This is a genomic window from Ruegeria sp. AD2(2025), assembly GCF_056542385.1.
In genome coordinates, this window is record NZ_JBQFZS010000006.1 from 42,418 (window position 1) to 60,363 (window position 17,946).

Genomic DNA, 17,946 nt, shown 5'->3' on the forward strand with positions numbered 1-17,946 from the left:
CCCTGAAAAGAGATCACCGTCATGTTTCAGAAAAAATCATCCGTCAAAACAGCCTGGGCCTCACTGAGAGGCGGCTTTTTCGCAATCGGCTTTTTCAGCCTTGTTCTCAACCTCCTTATGCTCGCCGGTCCGCTTTATATGCTGCAGGTCTATGACCGCGTGCTGACCAGCCAGAACATGGACACCCTGATCGCCCTGACGCTGCTGCTGGGAGGCGTGTTCATCGTCACCGGCCTGCTGGACCTGATGCGGGTACGTATCCTGAACCGGTTGGGCGCGCGGTTCGAACTGAAGATCGGCGCGCCGCTGCTGCAGGCCTCGATCCGTCGTCGCCTGCAGGGCAAATCGAACGCCACAGACAACCCGGCCGCAGATATCACCGGTCTGCGCGATTTTATCTCGGGACCCACGCTGATCGCATTCTTCGACGCGCCGTGGATTCCGATCTATCTGGCGGTGCTTTACATGCTGCACCCCTATCTGGGCGCGCTTGGCCTTGCCGGAGCGCTGACCCTTACAATTCTGGCCCTGATCAACAATTCGCGCGCCGCCGGCGTCATGCAGGATGCATCCCGCGCGCGCAGCAGGTCCGATGCTTTGTTCACCGCAAGTGAGCAAAATGCAGAGCTTGTCCACGCCATGGGGATGAATGGTGATCTCGCCCGGCGCTGGACAGCTCTGCAACAGGATGCACATACGCTGAAAACCCGCGTGGCCGACCGTATCGCCAGTTTCTCGGTTCTGTCCAAGACGATCCGCATGGCGCTGCAGTCGGGTATGCTGGGCCTTGGCGCGGCGCTGGCCATCACCGGTCAGGCCACCGCCGGGGTGATGATCGCGGCCACCATCGTGCTGGCCCGCGCGCTGGCCCCGATTGATCAACTGATCGGCCAGTGGCGCGGCTTTCTGGCGGCGCGGGGGTCCTACAAGAACCTGCGGGCGCTGGATGAGGCGTTCCCGGTGCAGCCCAAACGTCTGGCGCTGCCGCGTCCGCAATTCTCGATCAACACGATGATCACGCAGGCCGGGCCACCGCTGGCGCGCAACGCGACCATCGGCGGGATCGAGTTTGCGCTGTCCGCAGGGGACGTGATGGCCGTGATCGGTCACAGCGGTTCGGGCAAGAGCACCTTGGCGCGGATGCTGGCGGGTATCTGGACGCCGCAGCGTGGCGCAATCCGGCTGGACGGCACGCCCATGGCCAAATGGGACCCGCAGGATCTGGGCCACATGATCGGCTATCTGCCGCAGGACGTGCAACTGTTCGACGGCACCATCCGCGAAAACATCGCCCGCTTTTCGACCTCGGTCGACGATGCCAAGGTGTTCGAGGCCGCCGTGGCCGCCGATGTGCACGGCCTGATCAGCAACCTGCCCGATGGCTATGACACCCAGCTGGGCGACGGGTTTCACCTGTCCGGCGGTCAGCGTCAGCGTATCGCTCTGGCCCGCGCGCTGTATAAGGATCCCTTCATTCTGGTGCTGGACGAGCCGAACTCGGACCTCGACGCGCAAGGCGAGCTGGCTCTGCGCAACGCGATCCGGGGTGCCAGTGCGCGCGGGGCGATCACCTTTGTCATGACCCATCGCCCCAGCACGCTGGAGGCTGTGAACAAGGTCCTGACCCTCAGCAAAGGGGCGCAGACCGGCTTTGGCAACAAGGAAGATATGCTGCGTCCCCGGCAGACCGGTCTGCCGCCGCAGAAACACACTCAGATCGCGGCGCGCGATACGCAGCCGCCCGCTCAGAAAGGAGCAGCTCAATGACACCTGCAGTTTACAACGCACCCGATCAGAGCGTCCTGCGTCTGGAAGACTATAACCGGGTTGAACAGAAGGTTGCCGGTTCAGGCATCAAGGGTTTCGTCCTGCTGGGCTGTCTGATCGTGGCCGGATTCGTCGGCGGAACGGCCTATTGGGCCGCGTCGTCCAAGCTGGACGGGGCGGTGGTGGCTCCGGCCTCGTTCGTGGTCGAAGGCAACCGCAAAACGGTGGAGCATCTGGACGGCGGCATCGTGCGCGACATTCTGGTGGCCGACGGCGATCTGGTCGAGGCGGGGCAGGTTCTGGTCGAACTCGACAGCACCGATCTGGACGTCAATCTTGACGTGATCAAAAGCCAGTTGGGCGAGCTGACCGTTCGCCGCGCGCGGCTGGTGGCACAGATCAGGGGCGAGGATCAGTTCCGGCGCGGGGACGTCGCCGAGATGATGCGCGTTCGGATGGACCGTCAGGGATGGGAGGATGCCTTTCTGACCCAGAAACTGCTGTTCGACGCCGAAATCCGCACCCGCGCAGCAGAACGCAACCTGCTGGACCAGCAAATCGCGAACCTTCAGGACCAGATTCAGGGGCTGAAGGCGCAGCGTCAGGCCAATGCCCGCCAGATGGAGATCACGCGCGAGGAGCTTGGCAATCTGGAAACCCTGCAGGCCAAAGGGCTGGTGGCCGCCAACCGGGTCAATAATCGCCGGGTCGAGATTGAGCGCCTGACCGGCGTCGATGCCTCGCTGACCACGCAAGAGGCGCAGGCCCGCAATCAGATCAGTGAGCTTAAGCTGGCCAGTATCGGTCAGGAAACTCAACGCGCCGAGGCGGTGTCGGGCGAATTGGCGCAGGTCGAGGCTCTGCTGGCCACGCTCGAGCCGCAATATGTGGGCGCTTCCGAGCGCCGCAAGCGGGTGGCCGTGACCGCGCCGGTCAGCGGTCGTGTTGTTGGCCTGACGGTCTTTACCGCAGGCGGCGTGGTGCGCCCGGGTGAGCCCATTCTGGACATCGTTCCCGCCGACCAGCCCCTGATTGTCGAGGCCAAGGTCAACACGGCGGATATCGAGAAGCTCTATGTCGGTCAGTCGACCCGTGTGCGCCTGTCCGCCTTTGATCAGGGTGAGGTGCCCGAGGCCACGGGCAGGATCACTGATATCTCGGCCGACAGCCTTGAGGACGACCGCACCGGCGAGCCCTATTATCTGGCGCAGGTCAAGCTGGATCAGGCGCAGCCTGAACAGGTCGCCGCGCTGGAACTGGTGCCGGGGATGCCCGCCGATCTGTTCGTCAACACCGGTGAACGCACCGCGCTGAGCTATTTGGCACAGCCGTTGCGGGACCGTTTGGCGCGCACGTTCATCGAGTGAACGCAGCGGTCGAGCAGGAAGGGCCGTCGGTACTGCGAACCGGCGGCCCTTTCGCGCTATTCCGGGGCGATTTGCGATATCTGATCAGACGGGGCATCAGTCTTGCGCGTTGGTCTCAGCCGGGGTGCCGCTCAGTCGCTTCCGGCCGGGGCGGCGGCTTGCTCTTGTGAGATGGTGAATTGGCCTCCAACGGGGTAGGCGTTGGTTTCGCTCAGCTGCCCGTCCGGATTGACCTGCAGCACCACGGCGCGCCCGATGACAGGCGCGGATGTGTTCGTGACGTTGTTGAAATCAACCTCGCCATACAACGTGAGGTACCGCTTTGCGCCCGGGACGTGGCGCAGTTCGGGCACCTGAAGATCAAGCTGGGGCGCGGCGATGCGCATGATGAAACTGGTGGCGCCGACTGCCGCCGAACCGGTTACCTTGTAGGTGCTGCCGGCTGTCACGCCGGTGCCACGACCCTGCGCGGTGCCGATGGCAACTGCACGAAAACCCTGCTGTTCCAGCGTCACGGCACTGTCCAAACCCAGACGTTCCGATATCAGCTCCAAATTATTGGCGACATCCAGATAGGTCGGCTGGCTGAGCGTGGGGTGAGCAAAGGTTTGCACACGGACGACGGCATTGTCGGACAGCCCGAACAACTGCGCGTCGGTCGGGATGACCTGAACCCGGTGGGTGCCATCGTTGGCCGCCAGGACCTGATAGCCGACGATGGAATAAAGCTGTCTGCCAAACTGTTCGAACAAGGTGCGCGCGTCGGCGGCATTTACCTGCAACGCATTGGCAAAGGGAAAGCCAGGGGTTTCGTTTTGCCCGGCTTCGTTTACCACCCTGAAATTCCAGGGGAAGCTGTTGGTATCGACCTGTGCGCCCTGCAGCATCTGCGCCGCACAGTTCCGCGCCTGATTGGCGCTGATGGAGTGCCCCAGCTGTTCGCCGACGCTTTTCAGGCGGCTGAACGGCAGACTGCCGGTGGTAAAGTCATACTCGCCGGTGATGATCTGATAGCTGACTTCAAAGCGTTCGGGGATCGTCTTACCCGCGATGACCTGCTGCAGTTGCGGTGCCATTTGCAATGAGCGCGTAAAGAAATCCCGCCGTTCGAATTCATTGGCGAACGCGTCCTGACAGTTATTGTCCAGCTTGGTCGAGACCAGATAGGCGACAAGATTTACATAGAATTGCTGATCGTTTAGGTGCCCCGGATTGGACCGCAGGAACTGAAACAGGGCCCGTCCATAGGCGTTCTGCATCGACAGATCATTCGCCGCTGCTATCGGGTCGACCGATACTGCGCGCCCTGCCTGGGCCGACAAAGTCTGCGCGGAAACCGGACCCGCCAACACATGTGAGAGGATGAGCGCCGACAAACCGGCGATACGTCCTAACGAAAAGAAATGCCTTGCAGAATAAAACATGCTGATCTCGCAGCCTACAAATTACCCAAAAAAACTTAGCAGAAATCCGGACATAAACCAACCTTTTCAAAGGCGGCCCGAATGCGCTGCGCCTCAGCCGGAAAAGCCGATGCTGTGGGAAATCTGTTGTGCTGCCTCGGTGACAGAAGCGCTGACCTGATCGACCTTGCCGTCGGGCAGCCTGTTGGTCGGGCCCGAAATCGAGATTCCCGCCACCGCCTCGCCGTACATATTGCGGATCGGGGCTGCGATGCAGCGCATTCCTTCGGTTCGTTCCTCATCATCCAGTGCCCAACCCCGGGCGCGAATTGCGGTCAGTTCGGCCTCAAGCTGTTCGGCGCTGGCGATGGTGCGGTCGGTGAATGGCTGCAGACCGGCCCCGCGTATATAGGCCTTGATCTGATCGGGCGTGTAACAGCTCAGCAGCGCCTTGCCGATGCCTGAGGCATGCATCGGAGACGAAGTGCCCGGCGGAAAGAACGCCCGGATGGATTCGTTGGTTTCGACCTGGCTGACAAACATCACCTCGCCCTTGCGCTCGATCCCGAGGTTCGAGGTCTCGCCAGTGTCCAGCATCAGGGTCCGCATCACCGGGCGGCTGCGCTCGATGATGCCGCTGCGGCGCAGGAAAGCCGAACCAAAGCGAAAGGCCAGTGGCCCGATATGCCAGGACTGCGTCGGCGGGTCGAGTTCGGTAAATTCCCGTGCCTCGAGGGTGGACAGAACCCGGTACACCGTCGCCGGAGACTGATCCAGCTGCCGCGCTAGTTCGGTCAGGGTCAGCCCATCGGCACCGGCCAGCGCTTCGAGCACATCGACGGCCCGGTCCAGCGCCTGAATCGTGGTCTTTGCGGCGGGTGCATTAAAGCTTTTGGGGCGTCCCAGACGCCTTGGTTTGCGGTCCATGATCCCCTCTGATTCAACAAGATCGGTTTCAAAAAATTCTAATAATGAAAAACACTTCTGGATAGTGAAAAACACTTCTGGATAGTGAAAAATACAACACGCTGTAAACATTAACTAATTACTGATTTTTCAGAAAAATAACCAGTTTTCAAAAAAATTTTCTTTTTCAGGACCCTTGCGTAGGGTTTGCCGGTCACCGTCATGAGGACACCAATATGCGCTTTCAGAACCCCGTATTCATCCCCGGCCCCACCAACATGCCCGAGGTGCTGCGCCGTGCCGTTGATATGCCGACGATGGACCATCGCTCGGCCGAATTTGCCGACATTCTGCACCCTGCGCGCGACGGGGTGCGCAAGGTTCTGAAAAGCACCAGCGCCGAGGTCTTTATCTTCCCCAGCAGCGGCACCGGCGGCTGGGAGACTGCGATTTCCAACACGCTCAGCCCCGGCGACAAGGTGCTGATGGCGCGCAACGGCATGTTCAGCCATCGCTGGATCGACCTGTGCCAGCGCCATGGGCTGGACGTGCAGATCGTTGAAACCCCGTGGGGGCAGGGCATCCCGGCGGATCGGTACGAAGAGATTATGACCGCCGACACCGCGCATGAAATCAAGGTGGTTCTGGCCACCCATAACGAAACCGCCACCGGCGTGTGCAGCGACATCGCGGCGGTGCGCCGGGCGATGGATGCGGCTGGGCATCCGGCGTTGCTCTATGTGGATGGGGTCAGCTCGATTGCGTCGATGGATTTCCGCTTTGATGAATGGGGCGTGGATATCGCCGTCACCGGCTCGCAAAAGGGGTTCATGCTGCCTGCGGGTCTGGCGATCACCGGTTTTTCGGCCAAGGCGCTGGCCGCCGTTGAAACCGCCAAGCTGCCGCGGACGTTCTTCGACATCCGCGACATGGCCAACAGCTATGCCAACAGCGGTTATCCTTACACCCCGCCAGTGGGTCTGATGAACGGGCTGAACATGGCCTGCCAGATGCTGCTGGACGAGGGGCTTGAGAATGTCTTTGCCCGCCATCACCGCATTGCCTCGGGCGTGCGCAAAGCGGTCGAGGCCTGGGGGCTGCAACTGTGCGCGCAGACGGCGGATGTGCAGTCGGACACGGTGTCGGCGATCCTGACGCCGCCGGGCTTCAACGCCACCGACATCGTGACCCATGCGGCGGATGTCTATGACGTGGCCTTCGGCGTGGGTCTGGGCGAGGTTGCGGGCAAGCTGTTCCGCATCGGCCATCTGGGCAGCCTGACCGATGTGATGGCGTTGTCCGGCATTGCCACGGCCGAGATGTGCATGGCCGATCTGGGCCTTGGCATCCGTCTGGGATCGGGGGTTGCCGCCGCGCAGGAGCATTACCGCCAGACCACCGCGGCCCCGGCACTGGCGGCAGAATGAGGCCCGAGATGATCATACCCACCATTGAGGACATGCGCGCGGCGCAGAACCGGATCAAGCCCCACATCCGCCGCACGCCGGTGATGCGTTCGGACTATCTGAACGAACTGACCGGGGCCGATCTGTTCTTCAAATGCGAGAATTATCAAGAGCCCGGGGCCTTCAAGGTGCGCGGTGCCACCAACGCGGTCTTCGGGCTGAGCGATGAGCAGGCGGCCAAAGGCGTGGCGACCCATTCCTCTGGCAACCACGCGTCCTGCCTGTCTTATGCCGCCATGCTCCGGGGAATTCCGTGCAACGTGGTGATGCCGCGCACCGCGCCGCAGGCCAAGAAGGACACGGTGCGCCGCTATGGTGGCATCATCACGGAGTGCGAACCCTCGACCTCATCGCGCGAGGAGACCTTTGCCCGGGTGCAGGCCGAAACCGGGGGCGATTTCGTCCATCCCTATAACGACCCGCGTGTGATCGCGGGGCAGGCGACCTGCTCGGCCGAGTTGCTGGAACAGACCGGGGGTCTGGATGCGGTGGTTGCGCCCATCGGAGGCGGCGGCATGGTGTCGGGCACCTGCCTGACGCTGTCCAATCTTGCCCCCGAGACGCAGATCTACGCTGCCGAACCCGAACAGGCCGATGATGCCTATCGCAGTTTCAAGGCGGGCCATATCATTGCCGATGACGCACCCAAGACGATTGCGGATGGTCTGCTGGTGCCGCTCAAGGATCTGACGTGGCATTTTGTTTCAAACAACGTGACCGATATCTTCACCGCCTCGGACCCCGAGATCATCGAAGCGATGAAGATCACATGGAAATATCTGCGTGTGGTGATGGAGCCCTCGTCAGCGGTGCCGCTGGCAACCATTCTCAAGAACCCTGCCGCGTTCAAAGGCAAGCGAGTGGGCGTTATCATCACCGGCGGCAACGTGGATCTGGATAAACTTCCCTGGATGCAGGCGTAAGGAGACAAGACAATGAACAAACCCCTGAACATCGACGAGCTTGAGGTTGGCTTTGACATCCCCGCCGCGCTTGGCATGGACGAGGCCGAGATTCAGACCCCCTGTCTGGTGCTGGATCTGGACGCGCTGGAACGTAACATCAAGAAGATGGGCGATTATGCCAAGGCGCATGGGATGCGCCACCGGGTGCATGGCAAGATGCACAAATCGGTCGACGTGGCCAAGCTGCAAGAGGAACTGGGCGGCGCGGTCGGCGTCTGCTGCCAGAAAGTGTCCGAGGCCGAGGTCTTTGCCCGTGGCGGCATCAAGGACGTGCTGGTATCCAATCAGGTGCGCGATCCGGCCAAGATCGACCGTCTGGCCCGCCTGCCCAAACTGGGCGCGCGTACCATCGTCTGCGTCGACGATCCGGCTAACGTGGCCGACCTGTCGGCGGCAGCGGTGAAACATGGCACCGAGCTGGAAGTGTTTGTGGAAATCGATTGCGGCGCGGGTCGCTGCGGTGTGACCACCACCCCTGCCGTGGTCGAGATCGCCAAGGCTGTCGAGGTCGCACCAAACCTGAAATTCACCGGCATTCAGGCCTATCAGGGCGCGATGCAACACATGGACAGCTATGAGGATCGCAAGGAAAAGCTGGACGTTGCCATCGGGATGGTCAGGGACGCGGTTGATGGCCTCAAGGCCGAAGGGATCGACTGCGAGCTGGTCTCGGGCGGGGGCACCGGGTCCTACTACTTTGAATCAAACTCGGGCGTTTACAACGAACTCCAGTGTGGTTCCTACGCCTTCATGGATGCCGATTACGGACGGATTCTGGACCAGAACGGCAAGCGGATCGATCAGGGCGAGTGGGAGAACGCGTTCTTCATCCTGACGCAAGTGATGAGTCACGCCAAGGCGGACAAGGCCATCTGCGATGCGGGCCTCAAGGCGCAATCGGTCGATAGCGGCCTGCCCGTCATCTATGGGCGCGACGATGTGGAATACATCAAATGCTCGGACGAGCATGGGGTGATTTCCGATCCCAGCGGCGCGTTGAAAGTGGGCGATAAGCTGCGGCTGGTGCCCGGCCATTGCGACCCCACCGCCAACGTGCACGACTGGTATGTGGGCGTGCGAAACGGCAAGGTCGAAGCGCTGTGGCCGGTCTCGGCCCGCGGCAAGGCGTACTGATCCGGATATCCGCAATCTCCCCTCAAGAAAGACACGTTCATGATCATCGTTCCGGAAAAGGAAATCGGCGCGCTGCTGGGGCGGCCCGAAAGCTATGATGCCGTTGAAAAGGTCTTCGCGGCCATGGCGTCGGGCGATGCCTACAACTTTCCGGTGGTACGCGAAGCCATCGGCCATGCCGATGCGCTGTATGGGTTCAAGGGCGGCTTTGACAAGGCCGGGATGACACTTGGTCTGAAGGCCGGGGGATACTGGCCGAACAACCTTGAGACACAGGGCATCATCAACCACCAGTCGACGGTGTTTCTGTTCGATCCTGATACGGGCCGGGTCCAGGCCATTGTCGGCGGCAACCTTCTGACGGCGCTGCGCACGGCGGCGGCCTCATCGGTGTCGATCAATCGGCTGGCGCGGGCGGATGCAAAGGTGATCGGCATGGTCGGCGCGGGCCATCAGGCCACATTCCAACTGCGCGCTGCGCTGGAACAGCGCGATTTCGACAAGGTCATCGGCTGGAACATGCATCCCGAGATGCTGCCCAATATCGAAAACGTCGCCCAAGAGGCCGGGCTGCCCTTTGAGGCGGTCGAGCTTGAGGGAATGACCGAGGCCGATGTGATTGTCACCATCACCTCGTCCTTTGCGCCCACGCTGATGGCGGATCACGTCTCAGCGGGTACCCACGTGGCCTGCATGGGCACCGACACCAAGGGCAAGCAAGAGGTCGGTACCGACCTAATCACCCGCGCCACGCTGTTCACCGATGAGGTCGCCCAGTCGATCAGCATCGGCGAATGCCAGCACGCCATCGCCGCCGGGTTGATCGCCGAGGGTGATGTCACTCAGATCGGCGCGGTCATCAACGGCGACCATCCGGGCCGTAGGTCAGAGGATGAAATCACCCTGTTCGACGGCACCGGCGTCGGCCTTCAGGACCTCGCGGTCGCCTCGGCGGTGGTGGATATCGCGGTGCAGCAGGGGGTTGCTGTCGAGGTTGATTTCTGACCCGAACAGAGCCTGCCGTTCAGCAACAGCCGCGCGGCCTATGACGTCAAAATCGCGGTGGCTTCGATTTCGACCAGGGCTTCGTCTTCGATCAGACCGGCGACGACAACCATGGTCATCGCAGGGAAGTGGCGTCCCAGAACGCGGCGATAGGCCTGCCCGACTTCGCGCTGGCGGGCCAGATATTCACGCTTGTCGGTGACGTACCATGTCAGGCGGGTGATGTCTTCGATCTGGCCACCGGCCTTTTCGACCACGGCCACGATGTTGCGCAGGGCCTGTTCCATTTGGCCGATGAAATCATGGGTTTCGAACACCTGCTGCGCGTTCCAGCCGATTTGGCCGCCGACAAACAACTGCCCGTCGCGGGCCAGAACGCCATTGGCATAGCCTTTGGCCGGAGCCCAGCCGTCGGGGAAAATCTCAGTATGGGCCATTTAGTCCTCGTCTTTAAGACAGGGGGTCAGGGCGCTGCGCATCGCGGCGGGCCAAGGGGCAGGTTTGCCCTTATCGTCGATGTGAACCAGCGTCGCGATAAAGCTCATGCGGGGCTCATCTGCGCAGCGGGCGTCGATGGTCAATTTCAGACTCGAAGTCCCGATCCGCAGCACCTGCAGGTTCAGGGTCAGGCGGTCGCCATGCCGGCTGGGCCGGGGAAAGCGCGCCTCGATATTCACGGTGGGAACCGCGCCGGAACCGTGGATTTGTTCGAACGGGTGGCCGATATGGGCGAAGAACGCCTCGACACAATCGTTCATCATCTCGAAATAGCGCGGGTAAAAGACGATCCCGGCGGGGTCGCAATGCTTGAACAAGACCTTCTGTGGGCAAGTGAACATGCGCTCGCCTCAACCCGCCGGGCGCAGGCGAAAGCGCTGAATCTTGCCCGTTGCGGTTTTGGGCAATTGGTCGATGAACACGATCGAGCGCGGGTATTTGTAGGGCGCAATCACTGCCTTGACGTGATCCTGAAGCTGTTGGGCCAGCGCATCGCAGGCCTGATGCCCCTGGGACAGGACCACATGGGCCTCGACAATCGAGCCGCGCATGTCGTCGGGTGCTCCGATCACCCCGCATTCGGCGACTGCGGGGTGCGACAGCAGCGCGGCCTCGACCTCGGGTCCGGCGATGTTATAGCCGGACGAGACGATCATATCGTCATTGCGGGCGGCGAAATGCAGGTACCCTTCGTCATCGCGCACAAAGGTATCGCCGGTGATGTTCCAACCATTCTGCACATAGCCCGCCTGCCGGTCATCGTTCAGATACCGGCACCCGGTCGGGCCGCGCACGGCCATGCGCCCGGGTTGTCCCGGCGGGCATTCGGTGCCTGTTTCGTCCAGAATACGTACCTCATACCCGGTAACGGGCTTGCCGGTGCAGGCCGGTTTGTGGTCGTCGAACCGGTTCGACACGAAGATATGCAACATCTCGGTCGCACCGATCCCATCGAGCATCGGTTTCCCGGTCTTTTCGATCCATTCCTCGTAAACTGGCGCGGGCAGAGTCTCACCCGCCGAGACGGCGGCGCGCAGGCTGGACAGGTCGGCCCCGTCGTCCATCGCGCGCATCATCACGCGATAGGCGGTGGGGGCGGTGAAGCAGACGGTGGCTTTGTATTTCTCGATGATGTCGATCATGTTGGGTGGCGTTGCGGTCTCCAGCAAGGTCGCCGCCGCCCCGAACCGCAGCGGAAAGATCGCCAGCCCGCCCAGCCCGAAGGTGAAGGCCAGCGGCGGAGAGCCCACGAACACATCCTCGGGCGTGACGCCCAGCACCTCTTTGGCATAGCCATCCGCGATGATCAGCAGATCACGGTGATAGTGCATGGTGGCCTTGGGATCGCCCGTCGTGCCCGAGGTAAAGCCCAACAAGGCCACATCGTCCTGCGCCGTTTCGACCGTGTCGAAGCGCACCGGTTTTTCCAGCGCCAGACGATCCAGTTCGGCGTCGTGGTTCGAGGTGCCGTCAAAGCCCACCACCGATTTCAAATGCTCCGAGGACTTGGCGCATTTCGTCAGCTCATCCATCAGCCGCGTGTCGCACAGCGCATGGGTGATCTGGGCCTTGTCGACAATCTGCGTCAACTCGCCGGCGCGCAGCATAGGCATGGTGTTGACCACCACCGCGCCAGTCTTGGTCGCCGCCAGCCAGCAGGCGACCATGGCCGGGTTGTTGGCCGACCGGATCAGCACACGATTGCCGGGCTTCACGCCCAGATCCTCGACCAGCACATGCGCCAGCCGGTTGGTCCAGTCGCTGAGCTCTTTATAAGTGCGTTGCCGTCCGTTGCCGATCAGCGCGGTGTGATCGCCAAAGCCGCGATCGACCATCCGGTCCGTCAGCTCGACAGCGGCGTTCAGCCTGGCGGGATAGTCGAACCCGTCCAGCAGGAAATCAGGCTGCGCCTCGGGGGCCGGCAGGTTATCCTGCGCGAACGTGTCGATATGTCCGGTATACTGCGCCATCAGTCTCCTCCCTGATATTGCCCAAGCGTCTGCCGTGCGATCACCACCCGTTGCACGTCCGAGGCCCCTTCGTAGATGCGCAAGGCCCGGATGTCGCGGTACAATTCCTCAACCTTGCTACCGGTCCGGACACCGTCGCCGCCATGCAGTTGCACCGCCCGGTCGATCACCTTCTGCGCCTGATCGGTCGAAAACAGCTTGGCCATCGCCGCCTCGCGTGTCACGCGCGGTGCGCCGCTGTCTTTGGTCCAGGCGGCGCGATAGATCAGCAGGGCGCTGGCATCGACGTCCAGCGCCATATCGGCCACATGGCCTTGCACCATCTGCAGATCGAACAGCGGTGCGTTCTGGATATGGCGGGTGGTCACGCGTGCCAGCGCCTCGTCCAGCGCGCGGCGGGCAAAGCCAAGCGCCGCCGCCGCGACGGTCGAGCGGAACACGTCCAGCACCGACATGGCGATGCGAAACCCCTGGCCGGGCGCGCCGATCATCGCCGATTTCGGCACCCGCATATCGGTAAAGCGCAGGGTCGCCAGCGGATGCGGGGCGATGGTGTGCAGCCGTTCAACCACCTCGAACCCGGGCATATCGGGTGTGACCACAAAAGCGCTGAGCCCGCGCGCGCCGGGGGCCTCTCCGGTACGGGCAAAAAGGGTATAGACATCCGCAATGCCGCCATTCGAGATCCACGTCTTCTCGCCATTCAGCACGTAGGCGTCGCCATCCTCGGTGGCGGTCATGGTCGCGTTGGCGACATCCGAACCCGATTGCGGCTCGGTCAGGGCAAAGGCCGAGATCGCCTGCCCGCTGCGCGTCAGCGGTAGCCATTCCTGTTGCTGCTGGGCCGAGCCAAACAGCGAGATTGCACCGGTCCCCAGCCCCTGCATCGCAAAGGCAAAATCCGCAAGCCCGTCGTGACGCGCCAGTATCTCGCGGCTGAGGCACAGGGTCCGTACATCCAGACCCTCATCCCCGATGGCAGCGGTGGGCTGCAGCCAGCCATCCTGCCCCAGCGCCCTGACCAATGTGCGGCAGGTGGCATCGGTGTCGCTGTGGTCGATCTGTGCCAGCGCATCGTCGGCCCAGCGATTCAGCGCTGCGGCGTGGGTGCGGTGGTGGTCGTCGAAGAACGGCCAGTTGAGGAAGCTTTGATCTGCCATCAATCGCCCTCGAACACCGGTTTTTCCTTGGCGACGAACGCGTCATAGGCGCGTTTGAAATCGCCGGTCTGCATGCAGATTGCCTGCGCCTGCGCCTCGGCCTCGATGGCCTGATCGATGGACATGGACCATTCCTGCGCCAGCATGGTCTTGGTCATCATATGGGCGAAATTGGGTCCTGCGGCGATGCGCGCTGCCATCTCCTGCGCGGCATCGGCCAGATCGGATGCGGGCACCACACGGTTGAAGAACCCCCAGGCCGCCCCTTCCTCGGCCGACATGGATCGCCCGGTATAAAGCAGTTCCGCCGCGCGGCCCTGTCCGATGATCCGGGGCAGGATCGCGCAGGCCCCCATGTCGCAGCCCGCCAGCCCGACGCGGGTGAACAGGAACGCGGTCTTGGCCCCGGGCGTCGCGATGCGCAGATCGGAACACATGGCGATGATCGCACCTGCGCCGACGCAAACGCCGTCGATGGCCGCAATCACCGGCTTGCCGCAGTTCACGATGGCCTTGACCAGATCGCCGGTCATGCGGGTGAAGGCCAGCAATTCCTTCATGCTCATCCGGGTCAGCGGGCCGATGATGTCATGCACATCGCCGCCCGAGCAGAAATTGCCACCGTTCGAGCCAAAGACCACCACATCCACATCGTCGCCATAGGGCAGGGTGCGGAACCAGTCGCGCAGCTCGGCATAGCTGTCGAAAGTCAGCGGGTTCTTGCGGTCGGGGCGGTCCAGACAGATCGTGGCGATCCGGTTCTCGCAACTCAGCATAAAGTGCTTTGGTGTTTCAGTCATCTTGTGCCCCTTCCCCGGCATCAGGCAGCGCGCCGTTCAGCAGCAGCCCGATCTGGGCGCTGGTCTGCGCATCCAGCCCGCCCAGCAGCTCACTGACCCAGCTTTCATGCGCCGCCGCCTGTTTCAGAAACTCATCCACCCCCGCCGTGGTCAGGCGCACCCGGTTGGCGCGCCGGTCGCCCGGTACCGTTTCGCGCTGCATCAGCCCGTCATCGCACAGCCGGTCGACGATCCCGGTAACATTGCCGTTCGACACCATCAGCATCCGCGACAGTTCCGACATCTTCAGCCCGTCCTGATTGCGATACAGCGCCGACATCACGTCAAATCGGGGCAGGGTGGTGTTGAAGCTGGTGCGCAGGCGCTCGCGCAGCTCGGCCTCGATCCGGCGCTGGGTCTTGATCAGGCGCAGCCACAGCCGCAGGCGTTCTTTTGAGGCGGGCGTGTTCGTCAAATCTCACCTCCCGACAGGGCCATGGCGTGCCCGTTCATGGATGCGGCCGCGTCCGAGCAGAGCCACAGCGCCGCCCCTGCAACCTCTTGCGTGGTGACAAAGCGGCTTTGCGGGTTGCCGGCCAAAAGGGTTTTGGCCGCTTCATCGTGGGACATGCCGGTTTTATCGGTAATCGCATCCAGCGAGTGCTGTAGCAGCGGCGTGTCGATAAACCCGGGACAGATCGCATTGGCGGTGACGCCCGAGGGGCCAAGCTCATGCGCCAAGGCCCGCGTCAGGCCTACGACCCCGTGCTTGGCCGCGCAATAATGGCTGACATAGCCATAGCCTTTGAGGCCCGCGGTCGAGGCCACCGCAATCAACCGCCCCCAACCCGCCGCTTTCATATCCGCCAGACAGGCCTGCCACAGGTGGAACACCCCGCCCAGATTGACCGCCAGCGTCGCGTCGAACTCCTGCGCCGAAATCTTGTGGAACGGGGCTGAGGGCGCGGCCCCCGCATTGGCGATGGCCACTGAAACGGGCCCGTGAATGGCGCGGGCCTTGTCGATGGCGGCGCGGACCGCCTCGCCATCCGTCACATCGCAGCGCAGGGGCAGGGCACCGGTTGCGTCCGCGACCTCTTGCAACGCGCTGAGCCTGCGGCCCAGTATGGTGACCTTGCCGCCTGCCTCCGCGAAGGCCTGCGCCAGTTCGGCCCCGACACCGCTGCCGCCGCCGCTGATCACGATGTGTTTGGCTTGCAGGGTCATGCGCGAATGGCCTCGGCCTCGCGGTCGGCATTGCGCCAGAGTTGATCGCGGCCTGCCTCATAGGGCAGGGGCCAGTCTGCGTGGCGGTCCCCGATCTGCGTTCCGGCGTGCAAGGTCCAGTAGGGGTCGGCCAGATGCGGACGAGCAAGGCAGACCAGATCGGCCCGCCCGGCCATCAGGATCGAATTCACATGATCGGGCTCATAAATATTGCCCACCGCCATGGTGGCGAGACCGGCCTCGTTGCGGATACGGTCCGAGAACGGCGTCTGGAACATGCGGCCATAGACCGGTTTGGCCTGGGTCGTGGTCTGGCCTGCGGACACGTCGATGATATCCGCCCCGGCCTCGGCAAACGCCTGCGCGATCAGAACCGCCTCTTCGGGTGTCACGCCATCATCGCCGGTCCAGTCATTGGCCGAGATGCGCACCGACATAGGCTTGTCATCGGGCCAGACAGCCCGCATGGCGCGGAACACTTCAAGCGGATAGCGCAGGCAGTTTTCGAGGCTTCCGCCATACTCATCAGTTCGGATATTCGACAGCGGAGAGATAAAGGACGAGATCAGATACCCGTGTGCCGCGTGCAGTTCGATCATGTCGAACCCGGCGCGGTCGGCCATCTGCGCGGCAGACGTGAACTGGTCGCGGATCGCATCCATCTCGGCCCGCGTGACCTCGCGCGGGGTGGCGTTGCGGTCCGACCATGGGATCGCCGAGGCCGAGACCAGATCCCAGTTGTCATACGGCAGCGGTGCGTCCATCTCCTCCCACCCCAGCTGGGTCGAACCCTTGCGCCCGGAATGGCCGATCTGACAGCAGATCCTGGCCTGCGTTTCGGTATGGACGAAATCGGTCAGCCGGGCCCAGGCGGTTTCGTGCTCGGGCGCGTAGAGCCCGGGGCAACCCGGCGTGATACGGCCTTCGGGCGAGACGCAGGTCATCTCGGTATAGACCAGACCGGCCCCGCCCTTGGCGCGTTCGGCATAATGCACGAAATGCCAGTCGGTCGGGCAGCCGTCGACAGCCTTGTATTGGGCCATCGGCGAGACGACGACACGGTTGGCCAGCGCCATCCCCCGCAACCGGTAGGGCGCGAACATGGGCGCGCGTACCGGTGTTTCGGGCCCACCTGCGCGGGTCTGAAACCAGCGTTCGGCCCCTTCCAGCCATTCGGGATCACGCAGGCGCAGGTTTTCATGGCTGATCCGCTGCGAGCGTGTCAGCAGCGAATAGTTGAACTGCACCGGATCAAGGTTCAGATACCGCCCCACATCCTCGAACCATTCCAGAGAGTTACGGGCCGCCGATTGCAGGCGCAGCACTTCCAGCCGCCGATCCTCCTGATAGCGCGTCAGCGCGTCGGGCAGGGGCATGGTGTCAACATATTCCGCCAGCGCGATCGCGCTTTCCAGCGCCAGTTTGCTGCCAGAACCGATCGAGAAATGCGCCGAGGCCGAGGCGTCGCCCATCAGCACGATGTTCTCGTGACTCCAGTTCTCGCACAGCACACGGGGGAAGCTTAGCCAGGCCGAGCCTCTGATATGGTTGGCATTGGTCATCAGGCTGTGACCATCCAGATATTCGGCAAAGATCGCTTCGCAGACGGCGATGCTTTCCTGCTGGCTCATGTCGCCGAAGCCGTAGGCGTCCCATGTGGCCTGATCGGTCTCGACGATGAAGGTCGCGGTGTCATCGTCGAACTGATAGGCGTGCACCCACAGCCAGCCCTTGTCGGTTTCCTTGAAGATGAAGGTAAAGGCGTCGTCGAATTTCTGATGCGTGCCCAGCCAGACGAATTTGCAGGCGCGCATGTCGATATCGGGTTTGAAATGCGCCGCCAGTTCCGTGCGGGTTTTTGAATTCAGCCCGTCCGAGGCGACGACGATGTCGTAGTCCTTGGCATAGTCCGTGGCGCTGGCGGCTTCGGTTTCGAACTGCAGATCAACGCCCAACTCCCGCGCGCGGGCCTGCAACAGCAGCAGCAGTTGTTTGCGCCCGATGCCGCAAAAACCATGCCCGGTCGAGACGATCTTTTCGCCCCTGTAATGCACCGCGATATCGTCCCAATAGGCAAAGTGATCGCGGATGGCCGCGGCGCTTACGGGATCGTTTGCGGCCAGATTGTCCAGCGTTTCGTCAGACAGAACCACGCCCCAGCCGAATGTGTCGTCGGGCTTGTTCCGCTCAATCACCACAACCTCGGCATCGGGCTGGCGCAGCTTCAGCGATATGGCAAAGTAAAGCCCTGCGGGGCCCCCTCCCAGACAAGCGACGCGCATTGTGCCCTCCCGATCAG

General features: G+C 62.5%; 16 protein-coding genes. 6 read left to right on the plus strand and 10 right to left on the minus strand.

What is annotated here, in order from left to right; all coding sequences use genetic code 11:
* Window positions 1-21 precede the first annotated feature (21 nt).
* Both ACR1XV_RS13515 and ACR1XV_RS13520 read left to right on the plus strand, forming a co-directional pair.
* Window positions 22-1,767: a type I secretion system permease/ATPase gene (locus tag ACR1XV_RS13515; protein WP_480532153.1), complete on the plus strand. Its 1,746-nt coding sequence runs from the start codon at window positions 22-24 to the stop codon at window positions 1,765-1,767.
* Window positions 1,764-3,134: an HlyD family type I secretion periplasmic adaptor subunit gene (locus ACR1XV_RS13520; RefSeq protein ID WP_480532155.1), complete on the plus strand. Its 1,371-nt coding sequence runs from the start codon at window positions 1,764-1,766 to the stop codon at window positions 3,132-3,134. The genes ACR1XV_RS13515 and ACR1XV_RS13520 overlap by 4 nt, the downstream gene beginning before the upstream one ends.
* A 131-nt stretch (window positions 3,135-3,265) precedes the next feature.
* Here ACR1XV_RS13520 and ACR1XV_RS13525 read toward each other — a convergent pair whose 3' ends face one another.
* Together ACR1XV_RS13525 and bhcR are read right to left on the minus strand one after the other, a co-directional pair.
* Window positions 3,266-4,393, minus strand: coding sequence for a hypothetical protein (locus tag ACR1XV_RS13525; protein WP_480532157.1), 1,128 nt, complete (start codon window positions 4,391-4,393; stop codon window positions 3,266-3,268).
* 258 nt (window positions 4,394-4,651) lie between these two features.
* The gene (bhcR, locus tag ACR1XV_RS13530) at window positions 4,652-5,464 is read right to left on the minus strand and encodes an HTH-type transcriptional regulator BhcR (RefSeq protein WP_480532159.1); all 813 of its coding nucleotides are present in this window, start codon (window positions 5,462-5,464) and stop codon (window positions 4,652-4,654) included.
* A 215-nt stretch (window positions 5,465-5,679) separates the two neighbouring features.
* Between bhcR and bhcA the strand changes: the two genes are divergently transcribed.
* Genes bhcA through bhcD form a run of 4 tightly spaced genes read left to right on the plus strand, consistent with a single transcriptional unit; the run spans window position 5,680 to window position 10,013 of the window.
* On the plus strand, window positions 5,680-6,870 hold the full coding sequence (gene bhcA / locus ACR1XV_RS13535) for an L-aspartate--glyoxylate aminotransferase BhcA (protein ID WP_480532161.1): 1,191 nt from the start codon (window positions 5,680-5,682) through the stop codon (window positions 6,868-6,870).
* Window positions 6,871-6,878: 8 nt separating this feature from the next.
* Entirely contained in the window at window positions 6,879-7,832 is a 954-nt protein-coding gene (gene bhcB / locus ACR1XV_RS13540; protein WP_480532163.1) for a beta-hydroxyaspartate dehydratase BhcB, read from the plus strand.
* A 12-nt stretch (window positions 7,833-7,844) separates the two neighbouring features.
* A complete protein-coding gene (gene bhcC, locus ACR1XV_RS13545) occupies window positions 7,845-9,008 on the plus strand; it encodes a 3-hydroxy-D-aspartate aldolase BhcC (protein WP_480532165.1) in 1,164 nt (387 codons plus the stop codon).
* Between the two features lie 39 nt (window positions 9,009-9,047).
* Complete coding sequence (gene bhcD, locus ACR1XV_RS13550; protein ID WP_480532167.1) at window positions 9,048-10,013, plus strand: iminosuccinate reductase BhcD; 966 nt, start codon at window positions 9,048-9,050, stop codon at window positions 10,011-10,013.
* A 38-nt stretch (window positions 10,014-10,051) separates the two neighbouring features.
* Here bhcD and ACR1XV_RS13555 read toward each other — a convergent pair whose 3' ends face one another.
* From ACR1XV_RS13555 to ACR1XV_RS13590, 8 genes are read right to left on the minus strand one after another with little or no spacing between them, the layout of a single operon-like run.
* On the minus strand, window positions 10,052-10,450 hold the full coding sequence (locus tag ACR1XV_RS13555) for a RidA family protein (RefSeq protein WP_480532169.1): 399 nt from the start codon (window positions 10,448-10,450) through the stop codon (window positions 10,052-10,054).
* Window positions 10,451-10,852 (minus strand): acyl-CoA thioesterase, encoded by a 402-nt coding sequence (locus tag ACR1XV_RS13560; RefSeq protein WP_480532171.1) that lies wholly within the window; start codon window positions 10,850-10,852, stop codon window positions 10,451-10,453.
* Between the two features lie 9 nt (window positions 10,853-10,861).
* Window positions 10,862-12,481 carry an AMP-binding protein gene (locus tag ACR1XV_RS13565; protein ID WP_480532173.1) on the minus strand — a complete coding sequence of 540 codons (1,620 nt, stop codon included), beginning with the start codon at window positions 12,479-12,481 and terminating at the stop codon, window positions 10,862-10,864.
* Entirely contained in the window at window positions 12,481-13,641 is a 1,161-nt protein-coding gene (locus tag ACR1XV_RS13570) for an acyl-CoA dehydrogenase family protein (protein WP_480532175.1), read from the minus strand. The genes ACR1XV_RS13565 and ACR1XV_RS13570 overlap by 1 nt, the downstream gene beginning before the upstream one ends.
* Window positions 13,641-14,441 (minus strand): enoyl-CoA hydratase family protein, encoded by an 801-nt coding sequence (locus ACR1XV_RS13575; RefSeq protein ID WP_480532177.1) that lies wholly within the window; start codon window positions 14,439-14,441, stop codon window positions 13,641-13,643. The genes ACR1XV_RS13570 and ACR1XV_RS13575 overlap by 1 nt, the downstream gene beginning before the upstream one ends.
* On the minus strand, window positions 14,434-14,895 hold the full coding sequence (locus ACR1XV_RS13580; protein WP_480532179.1) for a MarR family winged helix-turn-helix transcriptional regulator: 462 nt from the start codon (window positions 14,893-14,895) through the stop codon (window positions 14,434-14,436). The genes ACR1XV_RS13575 and ACR1XV_RS13580 overlap by 8 nt, the downstream gene beginning before the upstream one ends.
* Window positions 14,892-15,647: an SDR family NAD(P)-dependent oxidoreductase gene (locus ACR1XV_RS13585; protein ID WP_480532181.1), complete on the minus strand. Its 756-nt coding sequence runs from the start codon at window positions 15,645-15,647 to the stop codon at window positions 14,892-14,894. The genes ACR1XV_RS13580 and ACR1XV_RS13585 overlap by 4 nt, the downstream gene beginning before the upstream one ends.
* Window positions 15,644-17,929 carry a bifunctional salicylyl-CoA 5-hydroxylase/oxidoreductase gene (locus tag ACR1XV_RS13590; RefSeq protein ID WP_480532183.1) on the minus strand — a complete coding sequence of 762 codons (2,286 nt, stop codon included), beginning with the start codon at window positions 17,927-17,929 and terminating at the stop codon, window positions 15,644-15,646. The genes ACR1XV_RS13585 and ACR1XV_RS13590 overlap by 4 nt, the downstream gene beginning before the upstream one ends.
* Between the last annotated feature and the right edge of the window lie 17 nt (window positions 17,930-17,946).

Excerpts from the sequence above, each read along its gene's own strand:
- ACR1XV_RS13515 (WP_480532153.1), top strand. The coding sequence starts at position 22 with ATGTTTCAGAAAAAATCATCCGTCAAAACAGCCTGGGCCTCACTGAGA.
- ACR1XV_RS13520 (WP_480532155.1), top strand. The coding sequence starts at position 1,764 with ATGACACCTGCAGTTTACAACGCACCCGATCAGAGCGTCCTGCGTCTG.
- ACR1XV_RS13525 (WP_480532157.1), bottom strand. The coding sequence starts at position 4,393 with ATGCAGAACGCCTATGGACGGGCCCTGTTTCAGTTCCTGCGGTCCAAT.
- bhcR (WP_480532159.1), bottom strand. The coding sequence starts at position 5,464 with ATGGACCGCAAACCAAGGCGTCTGGGACGCCCCAAAAGCTTTAATGCA.
- bhcA (WP_480532161.1), top strand. The coding sequence starts at position 5,680 with ATGCGCTTTCAGAACCCCGTATTCATCCCCGGCCCCACCAACATGCCC.
- bhcB (WP_480532163.1), top strand. The coding sequence starts at position 6,879 with ATGATCATACCCACCATTGAGGACATGCGCGCGGCGCAGAACCGGATC.
- bhcC (WP_480532165.1), top strand. The coding sequence starts at position 7,845 with ATGAACAAACCCCTGAACATCGACGAGCTTGAGGTTGGCTTTGACATC.
- bhcD (WP_480532167.1), top strand. The coding sequence starts at position 9,048 with ATGATCATCGTTCCGGAAAAGGAAATCGGCGCGCTGCTGGGGCGGCCC.
- ACR1XV_RS13555 (WP_480532169.1), bottom strand. The coding sequence starts at position 10,450 with ATGGCCCATACTGAGATTTTCCCCGACGGCTGGGCTCCGGCCAAAGGC.
- ACR1XV_RS13560 (WP_480532171.1), bottom strand. The coding sequence starts at position 10,852 with ATGTTCACTTGCCCACAGAAGGTCTTGTTCAAGCATTGCGACCCCGCC.
- ACR1XV_RS13565 (WP_480532173.1), bottom strand. The coding sequence starts at position 12,481 with ATGGCGCAGTATACCGGACATATCGACACGTTCGCGCAGGATAACCTG.
- ACR1XV_RS13570 (WP_480532175.1), bottom strand. The coding sequence starts at position 13,641 with ATGGCAGATCAAAGCTTCCTCAACTGGCCGTTCTTCGACGACCACCAC.
- ACR1XV_RS13575 (WP_480532177.1), bottom strand. The coding sequence starts at position 14,441 with ATGACTGAAACACCAAAGCACTTTATGCTGAGTTGCGAGAACCGGATC.
- ACR1XV_RS13585 (WP_480532181.1), bottom strand. The coding sequence starts at position 15,647 with ATGACCCTGCAAGCCAAACACATCGTGATCAGCGGCGGCGGCAGCGGT.
- ACR1XV_RS13590 (WP_480532183.1), bottom strand. The coding sequence starts at position 17,929 with ATGCGCGTCGCTTGTCTGGGAGGGGGCCCCGCAGGGCTTTACTTTGCC.